Source organism: Vulgatibacter incomptus (assembly GCF_001263175.1).
Taxonomy (GTDB): domain Bacteria; phylum Myxococcota; class Myxococcia; order Myxococcales; family Vulgatibacteraceae; genus Vulgatibacter; species Vulgatibacter incomptus.
Genome location: NZ_CP012332.1, coordinates 989,173 through 1,003,151, shown reverse-complemented (window position 1 = coordinate 1,003,151; position 13,979 = coordinate 989,173). Strand labels below are relative to the sequence as shown.

The following is a 13,979-nucleotide window of genomic DNA, read 5'->3' as shown; positions in this document are numbered from 1 at the left end:
GAAGCTCTTCCACCCGGCGAGGGCCTAGCGAAAAGGGCGGCCCACGCGAACATTCCGAGCCCAACCCGGGACGGAGTGAAGCGTGAGACGCGGCGCTACCTGGCTGTGCCTGGCACTGATCTTCGGATCGGCGTGCAAGCTGGGGTCGAAGAAGGCCCCGCCGCCGCCGCCGCCCGTCCAGGTGCTGGTAGCGCCGGTCGCCCAGCGGGACGTCCCGGTCGAGCGGATCTACGTGGGCACGCTCGCAGGCTACTTCGACGTCGAGATCCGGGCGCGGGTCGAGGGCTATCTCCTCGGTCAGCACTACAAGGAGGGGACGTTCGTCGAGAAGGACCAGCTCCTCTTCCAGATCGATCCCGCTCCCTTCCTCGCGGCGCTCCACGAGGCGCAAGGCACCCTCGCGAGCGCGAGGGCCGAGCGCCAGCGGTCGGGCGCGCTGGCCAAAAGGCTCGAGCCCCTCGCGAAGGACCTCGCGGTGAGCAAGCAGGATCTCGACAACGCCCAGGCCTCACACCGAAGCGCTTCCGCCTCGGTGAAGTCGGCGGAGGCCTTGGTGACGCAGGCCCTGCTCAACCTCTCCTATACCAAGGTGACCTCGCCCATCGTCGGCCTCGCCGGCGCGGCCCAGGTGCGGCTCGGGAACCTCGTCGGCGCCGGCACCCCCACCCTCCTCGCCACCGTCTCCCAGATCGATCCCATCCGCGCGATCTTTCCGATCACGGAGCGGGACTACCTGGACCTGGCGCAGTCCGGGACCTCGCCAGCGAAGCGGAGCGTGCGCCTGGAGCTCATGACCGGCGTGCAATCCCCGCAGGAAGGGTGGGTCAGCTTCGCAGACCGGCACATCGACTCGTCGACGGGAACGCTATCCCTGGAGGCGTTCTTTCCCAACGCCGACGCCATCCTTCGGCCCGGCCAGACGGTCCGCATCCACGTCGTCTTCCAGACGATCGAGGGCGCCCTGGTGGTGCAGCAGCGGTCGATCTCCGAGCTGCAGGGACTGAAGCGGATCGCGGTCGTCGGCGAGGACGACGTCGTCCACTTCGTTCAGGTCAAGACGGGTCCGCAGGTGGGGGCCGAGGTCGTGGTGACCGGACCGCTCGAGGCCGGGCAGCAGGTCGTGGTCGAGGGCGTCGAGAAGGTGAAGGACGGTGAGACCGTGCAGCCCCGGCCGGCGGCTCCCCTGAAGAAGGCCCCGCCGCCCAAGGGCGCCCCGAACCAATCAGGGGGAGGCGGGGGACCGGGCCCCGGCCGACATACGCCTTGATCCGCTTCTTCGTTCGAAGGCCGATCGTCGCGATCGTGATCTCGATCGTCTTCGTGCTCGTGGGGGCCGTCGCCGCGTTCTCGCTCCCCGTCGCCGAGTACCCGGACATCGTCCCGCCGCAGATCGTCGTGAGCGCCACCTACCCCGGCGCGGACGCGCTGACCGTCGAGAAGTCGGTCGCGACCCCATTGGAGCAGTTCGTGAACGGGGTCGAGGAGATGCTCTACATGCAGTCCACGAACGCGCTCGACGGGTCAATGAGCCTGCGGGTCACGTTCAAGGTGGGCTCCGACTCCAACGTCGACGAGATCCTGACGCAGAACCGGGTCAGCCAGGGGCAGCCCTTCCTCCCCGCCCAGGTCAACGCGGTCGGGATCACCGTGCTGCGCACGACGGCGTCGCCGCTGATGGTGATCGCCATCCACTCGCCCACCGCGGCTTACGACGGGGCCTTCCTGGCCAACTACGCGACGATCAACGTCATCGATGAGCTCTCCCGGGTCGAGGGCGTGGCGCAGGTCATCAACTTCGGTGCGAGCCAATACGCGATGCGGGTCTGGGTGGATCCCATCAAAATGGCGTCGCGCGGCCTCACCGTCCAGGATCTGCAGCAGGCGCTCCTCGCCCAGAACACGGTCAATCCCGCCGGGCAGATCGGTGGGGAGCCCGCGGCCTCCGACCAGCCGTTCAGCTTCTCGATCATCGCGCCCGGCAGGCTGGTCACGGCCGAGGAATTCGGAGACATCGTCGTCCGCGCGGAGCCCGGCGGGGCGATCGTTCGCCTCTCCGACGTGGCAAGGCTCGAGCTCGGCACCGTGACCTACACCGAGCGAGCCCGGTTCGACGGTCAGCCCTCGGCGGTCCTGGGGGTCTTCCAGACGCCGGGAACCAACGCGCTCTCGACCGTCAAGGGGGTCGAAGAGCACCTCGCCAAGCTCACGAAGGCGTTTCCAGAAGGGGTGCAAGCCACCGTCGCCCTCGACACGACCCTCCCGGTAAAGGACGGGATCCGGGAGATCCTTCAAACGCTGCTCATTGCCGTGCTGCTCGTGATGGCGGTGGTCTTCCTCTTCCTGGAGACCTGGAGGGCCACGCTGATCCCAATGCTGACGGTCCCGGTGTCGCTGATCGGGGCCTTCGTGCTCTTCCCGATCCTCCACTTCTCCGTCAACACGATCTCCCTGCTGGGGCTGGTGCTGGCCATCGGCCTGGTCGTGGACGACGCGATCGTCGTGGTCGAGGCGACGATCCGGAAGATCGAGGACGGCCTCGAGCCTCGGGAGGCGACCCTGGAGGCGGTGAAGGAGGTCTCGGCACCGGTGGTGAGCATCGCCCTCATCCTGGCGTCGGTGTTCATCCCGGTCGCCTTCGTGCCGGGGATCACGGGCCTCCTCTACCGCCAGTTCGCCCTGACCATCGGGATCTCGGTGCTGATCAGCGCCTTCAACGCCCTCTCCCTGTCTCCGGCGCTGTGCGCGATGCTGCTCCGTCCTCCCAAGCCGGAGCGCGGGCCGATCGGGCGGGCCACGCAGGCGTTCCACCGGGGCTTCGAGCGCGCCACCGAATCCTACGTGCGGCTCACCCGTGTCCTGCTCCGAAAGGCCTGGTTCTCGGTCATCGTGGTGGCCGTGGTCTTCGTGATCCTCGCGGGCCTCGGCCGCGCGATCCCCTCCGGCCTCGTGCCGACCGAGGACGAGGGCTATTTCTTCCTGGAGCTCGCCCTCCCGAAGGCAGCTGCCCTCGGTCGAACCGACACCGCCACCGCGCAGGTAGAGAAGGTCCTCGGGCGCATCCCGGGGGTCGCGCACGTCACCAGCGTCGTGGGCTTCTCGCTCCTCTCCAGAGTGGCCACGCCGGACAACGCCTTCTTCTTCGTGGCCCTCCGCCCATGGGGCGAGCGGAGCTCCGAGGAGACGGCCGAAAAGATCATCGCGAAGGCAAACGAGGAGCTTCGCAGCATCCCGGCCGGGATCGCGCTGGGCTTCGCGCCGCCGCCGCTCCCGGGCCTGGGCACGAGCGGAGGCTTCACGCTCTTCCTCCAGGATCGCACCGGCGGCACGCCGGAGTTCCTGGAGGAGCAGGCCAACCGCTTCATCGCCGCGGCCAGCAAGCGCCCGGAGCTGAGCACCGTCCGCACGAACTTCAGCGCGTCCGTTCCACAGATCAGGCTGAACGTCGATCGCGAGAAGGCGCTCATCGAGGGCGTGAGCCTGTCGTCCCTCTACCTCACCATCCAGGCCTTCCTCGGAAGCATCTTCATAAACGACTTCAACCGGTTCGGGAGGGAGTGGCACGTCTACCTGCAAGCGGAGCCGGAGTTCCGGCGATCCGAGGACGACCTGCGCCAATTCTACGTTCGCGGCTCCGACGGCGTGATGGTCCCGATCACCACCTTCCTGTCCACGAGCCCCATGCTGGGCCCCGACTTCACCATGCGCTTCAACCTCTTTCGCGCCGCGCAGCTCAACGGCACCGCCGCGCCGGGCTACTCTTCGGGGCAAGCGATCAAGGCGCTGGAGGAGGTGGCGCGGGATGTCCTGCCCGCAGGCGTCACCTACGAGTGGTCGGATCTCTCGTACCAGGAGACGACGGCGCCGAGCCCGCTCCCCACGTACATCTTCGCGATCGTCATGGTCTTCCTGATCCTCGCTGCCCTGTACGAGAGCTGGTCCCTCCCGCTCAGCGTGCTGCTGGTGACGCCGGTGGCGGTGCTCGGCGCGTTCCTCGGGCTGCTCTCGCGAGGGTACTCCTCCGACGTCTTCGGGCAGATCGCGCTGATCATGCTGATGGGCCTGTCGGCGAAGAACGCGATCCTGATCGTGCAGTTCGCCCGGGAGCGGCAGCTCAAGGAGGACATGGCGCCGGCGGAAGCGGCGGTCGCGGGAGCCCAGCTGCGGTTGCGGCCCATCATGATGACGTCGCTCGCATTCATCCTGGGCGTGCTTCCGCTCGCCTTCGCGAGCGGGGCGGGCTCGCTCTCGCGACGCGAGATCGGGACCGCGGTGATCGTCGGGATGATCTTCACGACGATCCTTGGGCTCCTCCTGGTCCCGGCCGCCTACCTCGTGGTCGAGCAGATCGTCCTCTGGCTCCAACGCAGTAGAAAGCGAGAGCCATGAGGACGGGGGCGCTCGTCTGCGTCTCGTGCGCCCTGGTCTCGGGGTGTGCGGTCGGCCCCAACTACGTGCGTCCCGAGGTCCCGTTGACAGAGGCCTTCCGCGACGCGCCCGAAGGAGCGACCGCGGCCTCCATCGCCGATCTCCCCTGGTGGGAGCTCTTCCACGACGACGCCCTGCGCGCGCTCATCGAGGAAGCCCTCGAGGGGAGCGGGGATCTGCGAGCGGCCACGGAGAGGGTCGCGGCGGCGAGGGCGAGGGCGCATGCAGCTCGAGACGCCCTCCTCCCGTCCTTGACGATCCAGGCTCTCGCACAACGCCAGCGAATCCCCTTCGTTCCCACTTTCTCGGGGCTCCCGACGCTGACGACCAACGAGTTCACGGCTTCGATCAACGTGAGCTGGGAGCTCGACGTCTGGGGCGCGATTCGACGCGCCGCAGAAGCAGCCAGCGCAGACTACCTCGCTGTCGTCGAACAGAAGCGCGGCGTGATTCTGATCCTCGTCGCGGACGTCGCCCAGGCCTACGTCGAGCTCCTCGAGCTCGACGCCCTCTACGATCTCAACGAAGAGACCCTCCGCTCGAGAAGAGAGCTCCTCGCGCTCTATACCGCACAGATGACGGAAGGGACCGGCACCATGGTGCAGACGGCCAACGCGGAGTCCCTCGTCTACCAGGTGGAAGCCCTACTTCCGCAGCTCCGCGCCCAGCTCGCGCAAAAAGAGAACCAGATCACGACGCTCCTGGGGAGGCCGCCCGGGCCGATCCCCCGTGGCCCTCCCCTCGACCTGGCCGAGCTGCCCGAGGTGCCACCGGGCCTGCCCGCGACGCTCCTCGCGCGCCGGCCCGACGTGATGACGCTCGAGCAGAACCTGCGGTCGGCTATGGCACAGATCGGCGTCGCCGACGCCGCGCTTCTGCCGCCGATCAACCTCACCGGCCTCGCCGGGCTCCTCACCCCAGAGATCTCCACCTTCTTCCACGGCAGCCAGGGAGAGTGGCTCTATGGCGCGAGCACGAGCTGGCTCGCGCCCGTCCTGGGCGGAGACAGCCTGCTCGACAACCGCGACGCCGCGATCGCCACCGCAAACGCCGCCGCGGCGAGCTACAGGCAGGCGGTGGTTCAGGCCCTCGCCGACGTCGCCGACGCCCTGGCAGGCATCCAGAGTGCGCGCGAGGTCGCCGAGCGCCTCTCACTACAAGTCGACGCGCTCAAAACACAGACGCGGCTCACGATGGACCAGTACCGGGTCGGGACCGCCAGCTACGTGGAGGTCAACCTCGCCGTCACGAATCTCCTCTCCGCGCAGATCGCGCTCGTCCAAGCGCGGGCGCAGCGGTCGATCAGCGTGATCCAGCTCTATCGGGCCCTGGGCGGCGGCTGGGCCAACCCGCTCCGCCCCGAGTCCTCGCAGGAAATAGAAGACAGCCGGCCGCGTCCCTGACGCTCCGGTTCACCCATTGTATCAGAGCCTCGAACTCCCGATCCGCGAGGGCCTTACGAGATCAGCTCCTCGCCGGAGAGCGGCAGGTAGAGGCGCAGCTCGCTCTCCGGACGGCCGAAGAGTTCGAGGCACGCAGTGGCGACGCGGCGGACGCGGTCGTCGCCGACCGTCTCGCGAGCCTTCTCGAGGCTCTGCCTCGAGTCCTCGCTGCCCAGGAGGAGGAGGCCCTCCGCGGCGTCGCAGCGGACGTCGGAGTCCTCGGCCTCGTCGAGGAGCGCCCGGGCGCAGCGCTCCTGCGCCTCCGGACCGCCGTAGCAGGCCAGGGCCCGCAGCGCCGTCCCTCGCAAGGGATCGCGGGGATCGGCCGCGACCGACGACACGACCGCCTCGCCGCCGTCGATCCGGAGCTCGCCGCAGAGCTCCATGGCCATGGGCCGCTCCATGCCGCCGCGCCTGGCGCGCTCGACCAGGAAGGCCCCTGCGTCGCGGTTTCCCGTCACGGCGAGGAGCGCGGCGGCAGCCACGCGGTCGAAGCGGCGGGTGAAGACGCCGCGGAAGAGCCGGGTCGCCAGGGCCTCGACGGGGCCGCGGCGCGAGGCGTCGCGGGCCGCCGGGCGAAGGGCCAGCAGCGCGTCGAGGCGGGTCCGGCGCTTCCCGGCGGCCTCGAGGAGCACGTCGACGCCGCGCAGGTCGCCGGCGGAGGCGAGGGCTCCGGCGCAGGTCGACCGGACAAGCAGGTCGGGGTCCTGGAGGCAGGCCACGAAGCGCTCGTGGAGGCCCTCCGCTTCCAGGGGCGCGAGGGCGTGGGCCGCCTGGAGCCGTACGCCCGGAGACGGGTCGCCGAGGAGCCGGGCGACGCGCTCCACGTGGCTCCCCTCGTCGTCGCAGAGGACCACGCCGAGACAGGCCCAGCCGCGGATCACGGGATCGTCGTCGGAGAGGAGCAGCACGAAGCGCATGAGGAAGCGCTCGCGCAGCTCCGCGCTCTCCTTGCAGCGCTCCACGAGATCGGCGACGGCCGCCTCCCTCTCCTTTCGCGGGAGCCCGGTCTCGTCGAGCGTCTTCGCGAGGTCGTCCGCGAAGGGCCCCATCACTTCACCCTTGAGCCGGGGGGCACGCCGGGGACCTCGGCCAGGACCACCTTCCCCTGATCGCCTCCGCCGGCCAGGAGCATGCCCCGGCTCTCGATGCCCCGGATCGTCCGAGGCGCGAGGTTGGCGACGACGACCACGTGCTTTCCGGGCAGCGCCTCGGGGTCGTAGTACTCGGCGATCCCGGCGGCGATGGTGCGCGGGGCTTCCTCCGCCAGATCGACGGTGAGCTTGAGGAGCTTGTCCGCCTTGGGGATCCGCTCGGCGGCGAGGACCTTCCCGACGCGGAGCTCGACCTTGGCGAAGTCCTCGAAGTCGATGATCCCGATCGGCACCTCTGCCTTTGCTGGGGGGGCCTTCGCCGGCGCGGCCTTCTCGACGCCGGGTGCCGGAGAGGGCTTCTGCTTGTCCTTCTCGAGCACCGCCGCCGCCGGCGCCTCGTCGGGCCAGAGGGCGTCGAGCTTCTCGTCGTCGATGGGCGCGGCCAGATGGACGGCCTTGCCGAGCTGCAGGCCGGGGGCGAGGGGGAAGCCCGCTCCGGCGACGAGCCGGGACGGATCGAAGGCGACGCCTCCGAGCATCTCGGAGAGCTTCTGCGCCGCCCGCGGGAGGATCGGCGCGATCCAGCAGCCGATCGCGTACGCGACGTTGGCACAGAGGGCGAGATCGCGGTGGGCGCCCTCCTCGTCTCCGGCCTTCCGCTTGCTCCACGGCGCCCGCTCCTGGAGGTAGCGGTTCGCCTCGAAGCCGATCTGCACCAGGCCCTGGGTGGCGTCCCGGAGCTCGAAGGCCTCGTAGGACGCGTGGATCTTCGCGGAGTGCTCGAGGACCTTGGCCCAGAGCGCCGTCGACTCCGGATCGTCCGACGGCGCCGCCAGCTTGCTGCCGAAGTCCTTGGTGAGCGGCGAGAGCGCGCGGGAGACGAAGTTGGCCAGCGTCTTCACCAGCTCGGCGTTGACCCGGTTCTTGATCTCCTCCTTGGCGAGCGGGACGTCGTAGGGCGCGGCGCCGAGGTTGGAGGCGTAGAACCAGCGCAGGGACTCGGGATCGAGGCCCGCGTCGAGGTACTCGCGGGCGGTCACCATGCGGCCGCGGCTCTTGGAGAGCTTCTCGCCGCCCAGGGTGATCATGCCGTGGACCTGGATCCGGCTGGGCGGGCGCAGGCCGGCGCCGTGCAGCATCGCGGGCCAGAAGAGCGCGTGGAAGTAGACGATGTCCTTGCCGATGAAGTGGACGATCCGGCTGTCCGCGTCCTTCGCCCAATAGTCGGCGAGCGCGCGCTCCTCGCCCACGAGGCGCTCGGTCGACGAGAGGTAGCCGATGGGCGCGTCGAGCCAGACGTAGAAGTACTTGCCGGGAGCGCCCGGGATCTCGAAGCCGAAGTAGGGGCCGTCGCGGGAGACGCACCAGTCCTGGAGACCGCCCTCGAGCCAGGCGCGGATGGAGTTCCGGACCTGCGGCTCGAGGGTTCCCTGCTTCGAGACGAAGTCCTCCAGGAAGGCCTGGAAGTGGGCGAGCTTGAAGAAGAAGTGCTGGGAGGTGCGGCGAACGGGCGGGTTGCGGCAGATCGCGCAGTACGGCGCCTCGAGCTCGGTGGAGGCGTAGGCCTTGTTGCAGACCTCGCACACGTCGCCGTACTGGTCCGCGGCGCCGCAGCTCGGGCAGGTGCCCTTCACGAAGCGGTCGGGCAGGAAGCGCTGGTCGACCTCGCAGAACCACTGCTCGAGGGGGCGCTCCTCGACGTGGCCGCCGGCCTGGAGCCGCCGGAAGATCTCCTCCGCCCACTTGCGGTTCTCGGGCGAGTTCGTGCTCGAGAAGACGTCGGGCTCGATCAGGAAGTCGCGGAAGTCGCGGAGCTGCTTCTCGCCCCACGACGCGGCGAACTCGTCGGGAGGGACGCCGTGCTTCGCCGCGTTGAGCTCGATGGGAGCACCGTGGGTGTCCGACGCCCACACGAAGACCGCGTCGCGGCCGGTGAGCTTGAGGAACCGCACCCAGACGTCGGTCTGGATGTACTCGAGGAGGTGGCCGAGGTGGCTGGGTCCGTTCGCGTACGGGAGCGCGGCGGTGACGAGGATCTTCTCGGGCATGAGCCGTTGCCTCTGGGAGAGGAATGAGGGGCGAACCTAGCCACCGCGCCCTTCGCGGTAAAGCAAATCCGCGGAGCTGGAAACCTACTTGCAGAGGTCCCAGAGCAGGCGCTCGACCACGAGGCGCCCTCCCCCGCTCTTCACTTCAAGGTCGGCGTCGGCGGCGGCGATGAGGGCCCAGAGGAGCTCGTCCCGCCCGAAGCGCGCGGCGGCCTCGGCCTTGAACTTCGCCGCGTTGGGGTTGCCCATCTTCAGGCCCGCGTCGTTGAACGCGGCCACCCACGCGCTCGCTCCGGCGCCGAAGCCGGGGATTCGCCCGCCGGTCGCCCGGGTGGCCTCCTGGGCCGCGAGGAGCTGGCGGACGCAGGTGGCGACGGAGGCCACCACCTGCGGGAGCCCGCCGCCCGCGTCGAGGATCTGGGAGAGGCCCTCCACGGCTCCGGCGAGATCGCGCTTCTCAACGGAGTTCGTGAGGAGGAACTCCACCTCCCGTGAAGCCTCGACCACCGCGTCCACGTCGGCGGCCTCGATGGTCGGCCGCTCGCCGACGTATAGCGCCACCTTCTCCAGCTCGGCGTGGAGGAGCCGGACCTGCTCGCCGCCCACCAGGGTATCGAGGCGCGCGATCGCGGCCGGCGCGATCCGCTTGCCCAGCGGCTCCACCGCCTCGCGGCAGAGCTCGCCCACGTCGCGCTTCTCCCGCCCCTGGGCCTTGAACGAGACTTCAGCGCCCAGGTCCTTGAGCTTCTTGTAGAGCGCCAGCCTCCCGTCGATGCCCGACGCAGAGACCACCAGGTGGTTCCCTGCCGGGATCCCGGCGGCGAAGAGCCGGTCCAGCTCCGCGGTGTCGGTGCCGGGGGGCGGGATCTGCTCCGTCGCGGCGAAGTTTGCGGCGTCCCTGCAGAACTCGAGGTCGGCGCCGGAGGGATCGAGGCCCGCCTCGTCCTTCCACTGGGCTGCGGACGCGGTGGCGGGATCGATCCCGGCCTTCTGCGCCAGCGCGAGGAGCCGCCGCGCCGCCTCCTTCTGGCGGCCCTGCTCCCAGAGCTCCCGGAGGCGCGCGAGCTGGTCCCCGCGGGCCGCCTTGCGCGGCGCCAGGAACTCCGGATCCCGAAGCCAGACCACCTTCGTCCCGCGGAACATGGGGACGGTGGCGAGCTCCCTCGCGACCTCCCCTGGCGAGGCCGCCGCCTCCAGGACGGCGAGGTTCAGGTCGCGCTGGCCGGCGGGCACGAGCAGGTCGACGATCTCCTCCGCCGCCTTGCGGGCGAGGAACTCCTCCCCGTGGAAGAGGAGGATCGCCGGCGCCTTCCCGGAGCGCGCCTGGGCGAGGATCGGTTCCAATCCGCTCATGCCTCCTCCGGCATCACGAAGCCGAGGAGCATGCGCTCGAAGGCGAGGCGCCCCATGGCGTGGCGGCCGATCGCCGCTTTGGCGCGGAGGGCGAGGCGGTGGCGGCGGAGGGCGTCCTCCGCTCCCCGCGCCGCGGCGGCTCGGACCAGCGCCGCCTGATCCTGGTTGGCGAGGGCGTCATCGGAGACTCCCTCCGCTCCGAGGGCCGCGTCCCGGTAGAAGAGCGCCACCACGTCGAGTGCCAGCTCGCTCTCCTCGCGGCCCTTGCCGCCCAGCTCCTCGGCCAGGCGGAGGAGCGGGCGCAGATCCGCCGGATCCAGCGCCTCGATCGCCTCCAGGATCCGGCCGCGGGACTCGAGGGCCGGGCCGTCGATCCGGAGGGCGGCGCCGAGGGATCCCCCTGCCAGCGCCGCACGGAGCCTGGCCCGCTCGAGGCCGTCGCCGGTCTGCTCGGCCACCCTCTCGGCCACGAGCTCGAGGGGCAGCGGGGCGAACGGGACCCTCACGCAGCGGGAGCGGGTGGTGGGGAGGAGTGCGTCAGCGGTATCCGCCAGGAGGACGATGTGCGTGCCGGTGGGGGGCTCTTCCAGCGTCTTCAGAAATGCATTCTGCGCCGGGGCGTTCAGGGTGTCCGCACCGATCATCACGACGACCCTGCGCGGGCCCTCGAGGGGCGCCAGGGAAAGGGACGCCTGAAGCTTGCGAATCTGGTCGATCTTCAGCTCCCGCGACGGAGCCTTGGGCAGGTCCTCCCGCGCGATCCGCTTGCGGGCGACCGCCTCGGCCTCGGGGAGGATCTCCACCAGATCGGGATGGACCCCGCGGTCGAGCTTCTGGCATGACGGGCAGGTGCCGCACGCCTCTACCACCGGTTCACCCCCGCCCGCCCGGCAGAGGAGCGAGGCGGCGAAGGCCCGCGCGGCGGCCTCCTTGCCCACCCCTTCCGGCCCGGCGAAGAGCCAGGCGTGGTGGATCCTCCGCCGCTCCAGCGCGGAGCGGAGCATCGAAGTGGCACGGGGCTGGCCGAAGATGGACGAGAGGTTCAAGGCGGCGGGCATCCTACGGGGGCCGGAACGCTCCCGCAACGCCGCACGATCCTGGTTTCGAAATGGCGCCGCAGGCGCCTGAATGGAGCATTCATGCGATTGAAGCTGCCGATCCTCTTCTTCCTGGCCGCGGGCCTCGCCGGCTGCGCCTCCGTCAACAAGACCATGGACAAGGGCACCGGCACCCTCGGCGAGCTGCTCCTGCCCCTCTCCGAGGAGGTCTCGCTGGGCAAGCAGCTCTCCGCCGACGTGGACAAGCAGGAGAAGGTCCTGAACGACCCGGAGGTGCAGGCCTGGGTGAACCAGCTCGGTCAGAAGATCGTCGCGGCGTCCGGGGACAAGCGGAAGGGCGTCCGCTACACCTTCACGGTCATCGACAAGCCGGGCGTGATCAACGCCTTCGCCCTGCCGGGCGGGCACATCTACGTGTACTCGGGCCTCATCACCGCGGCGCGTAGCGAGGCGGAGCTCGCGTCGGTGCTGGGGCACGAGGTCGGTCACGTGACCGAGCGACACGCAGCGAAGTCCCTGGGCACCGCCTATGGTCTCGAGGCGCTGTCGACCGTCGCCCTCGGGAAGAAGCCCGGGACCGTCACGCAGATCGCCTCGGGGATCGCGGCCCAGGGCTACATGTCCCGCCACTCCCGCGACGCGGAGCGCGACGCGGACACCAAGGGCCTCGATTACCTGATCCGCGCCGGCTACGACGCCAAGGCGATGCCCCGCTTCTTCCAGGAGCTGGTCCGGGTGAGCGGCAAGTCGAGCTCCCTCGAGCAGTTCTTCGCTTCGCACCCCGATCCGGCGGAGCGGGCGAAGACCCTGGAGGCGTCGATCCGCTCCAAGGGCGGCGCTGCCGGCAAGACCGAGATCATCGGCGGCTTCGACCGGATCAAGGCGCGCCTCCTCGGCAACACCTCGGTGCCGGCCTCGTCCACCGGCGCGCCTTCCGCTCCGAGCGGAAGCGGCGCTCCGGCCCCCGGCCCCGCCCCGGCTCCTGCGCCGGCGCGCTAGGCATCTTTACCACACGCCGTGTGCGCCCGCCTGGACGCACACGGCGTGCTCGTTTCAGCGCTCGTGGCGCTTGTCGATCTGCCGATCGAGATCCTCGAAGGCGCGGTCGGCCCGCTGGACCACCGCGGCCCGGACACGCTCCGAGAGGTTCTCCATCTTGGAGACCGCGTCCTTGAAGCCTTCGACGTCGAGGGCGACGAGCGCGTAGAACGTCCCCGTCTTGGAGATCCACGAGTCGACGAGGGTGGTGCCCGACAGGCTGGTCTCGGTCACCTGGCGGCTCACGTCGACGAGGTGCTGGTCGTCAGCGGCAGCGCTGCCGAACGCCTCTCCTCCAGTCGTGCTGGCCTGGTAGTCCTTGAGCATCGCCTGGACCTGCACCTCGAGCGACCGCGCGATCTCGGTGCGGCCGCGGGCGATGGCCCCGGTCCTCGCGAGGGCCGCGTTCCGGGTGCTCCCGGCAGCGCCCACGCCGCAGATCCGCTTGTCCTTCGAATCGCCGAAGTAGGCGGAGCAGCCCTTGCGCACCCAATCGGGCGCGTCGGTGAGCTCGCCCTGGACGGCGTCCGCCGGCGTCTTGGGCGTGCTCGCGCAGCCGAAACCACACGCGCCCGCGGCGATGACCGCCGCGACCGCCAGCCACTTCTGGTCGAACCTCGTTCGCATTCTGGATGACCTCTCGAGCGCCCCGGCGCCCACGCGTTTCGTCCGCGTCCTCGATCGACCAGAGTGCGCCCCGTATTCACGGGGCAGGCACGCCCTTTGGGGGCGTGCGCGTCCGGGATCGAACGAGAAGTCTTCCTATGACTACTCGGCGACGGAGGTCGCCGCGCCCTTCCCTTCCCAGGAGACGAGGCGATCGCCGACGATTACCGCCTTGCGGCGCTCCGACGGCCAGATCCACTCCTCGCGGCGGCCCTCGGGGGACGGCGAGAGCCTGCGCTGCTCCGGCCACCCCCAGGAAGCGGCCACCAGGTCCGCGCTCATCCCCTCCACGAGCCGCTTCTCCTTCACGGCGCGCAGGAGGTCCTGGGGCAGCTTCGACAGCATGGGCGCGAGGTCGTCGACTGAGAGGTAGCGGTCGAGCTCGGCCTGCACCTGGGCGAAGGACTTGAGGTCGCTCCGGAGGACCATCACCGCAGCCGGCGAGCGGGGCATGCCGTCGACCTCGAGGAAGACCCAGGGGTTGTAGCGGGGAAGGAAGGGGTCGCGCGTCGCCACGGTGAAGCCCGTGGGGAGCTCGAGCTTCGAGAGGCGCACCCGGGTGCCCGCGGGGATCACGCCCGTCGGCTCGCCCGGCTCCATCGGCACGCCCGCCGGGTTGACGACCCAGGGGATCTCGCCGGGGACCACGTCGGTGACGAAGAGCTTCTGCCGATCCGACCAGAACGGCCCCACGTACATCGAATGCCGAAGGTAGAAGGTGCGGCCCGGCAAGGCGCGCTCGAGCCGGACGCGATCCTCATCGGGGATCGCCGTGTGGCTCGCACAGCCGGCCATCACGAAACCGGCGAGGAGGATGGCTGCTGCAACGAACCGTGTGCTTCTCACGTGCTACTC

10 protein-coding genes are annotated in these 13,979 nt (G+C 70.0%); 4 read left to right on the top strand and 6 right to left on the bottom strand.

Features of this window, described 5'->3' with window-relative positions; translation table 11 throughout:
• The first annotated feature begins 82 nt into the window (after positions 1 to 82).
• From AKJ08_RS04105 to AKJ08_RS04095, 3 genes are read left to right on the top strand one after another with little or no spacing between them, the layout of a single operon-like run.
• Positions 83 to 1,267, top strand: coding sequence for an efflux RND transporter periplasmic adaptor subunit (locus tag AKJ08_RS04105; RefSeq protein ID WP_050724898.1), 1,185 nt, complete (start codon positions 83 to 85; stop codon positions 1,265 to 1,267).
• Complete coding sequence (locus AKJ08_RS04100) at positions 1,264 to 4,386, top strand: efflux RND transporter permease subunit (RefSeq protein ID WP_050724897.1); 3,123 nt, start codon at positions 1,264 to 1,266, stop codon at positions 4,384 to 4,386. Before AKJ08_RS04105 ends, AKJ08_RS04100 begins: the two co-directional genes overlap by 4 nt.
• Complete coding sequence (locus AKJ08_RS04095) at positions 4,383 to 5,828, top strand: efflux transporter outer membrane subunit (protein WP_050724896.1); 1,446 nt, start codon at positions 4,383 to 4,385, stop codon at positions 5,826 to 5,828. The genes AKJ08_RS04100 and AKJ08_RS04095 overlap by 4 nt, the downstream gene beginning before the upstream one ends.
• 53 nt (positions 5,829 to 5,881) lie before the next feature.
• Here the strand turns inward: AKJ08_RS04095 and AKJ08_RS04090 are convergent, their stop codons facing one another.
• From AKJ08_RS04090 to holB, 4 genes are all read right to left on the bottom strand, one after another.
• A complete protein-coding gene (locus tag AKJ08_RS04090) occupies positions 5,882 to 6,919 on the bottom strand; it encodes a HEAT repeat domain-containing protein (protein ID WP_157370459.1) in 1,038 nt (345 codons plus the stop codon).
• Positions 6,919 to 9,009 (bottom strand): methionine--tRNA ligase, encoded by a 2,091-nt coding sequence (gene metG / locus AKJ08_RS04085; protein ID WP_050724894.1) that lies wholly within the window; start codon positions 9,007 to 9,009, stop codon positions 6,919 to 6,921. Before metG ends, AKJ08_RS04090 begins: the two co-directional genes overlap by 1 nt.
• Before the next feature lie 84 nt (positions 9,010 to 9,093).
• Positions 9,094 to 10,362, bottom strand: coding sequence for a DNA polymerase III subunit delta (gene holA, locus AKJ08_RS04080; protein WP_050724893.1), 1,269 nt, complete (start codon positions 10,360 to 10,362; stop codon positions 9,094 to 9,096).
• A complete protein-coding gene (gene holB / locus AKJ08_RS04075; protein ID WP_050724892.1) occupies positions 10,359 to 11,408 on the bottom strand; it encodes a DNA polymerase III subunit delta' in 1,050 nt (349 codons plus the stop codon). Before holB ends, holA begins: the two co-directional genes overlap by 4 nt.
• A gap of 93 nt (positions 11,409 to 11,501) precedes the next feature.
• Here holB and AKJ08_RS04070 point away from each other — a divergent pair, with 93 nt between their 5' ends.
• Positions 11,502 to 12,419 (top strand): M48 family metallopeptidase, encoded by a 918-nt coding sequence (locus tag AKJ08_RS04070; RefSeq protein ID WP_082342671.1) that lies wholly within the window; start codon positions 11,502 to 11,504, stop codon positions 12,417 to 12,419.
• A 54-nt stretch (positions 12,420 to 12,473) separates the two neighbouring features.
• On the opposite strand, the gene AKJ08_RS04065 is transcribed toward AKJ08_RS04070, so the two are convergent.
• Complete coding sequence (locus tag AKJ08_RS04065) at positions 12,474 to 13,085, bottom strand: LPP20 family lipoprotein (RefSeq protein WP_050724890.1); 612 nt, start codon at positions 13,083 to 13,085, stop codon at positions 12,474 to 12,476.
• A gap of 141 nt (positions 13,086 to 13,226) precedes the next feature.
• Positions 13,227 to 13,970 (bottom strand): hypothetical protein, encoded by a 744-nt coding sequence (locus tag AKJ08_RS04060; protein ID WP_050724889.1) that lies wholly within the window; start codon positions 13,968 to 13,970, stop codon positions 13,227 to 13,229.
• Positions 13,971 to 13,979 lie beyond the last annotated feature (9 nt).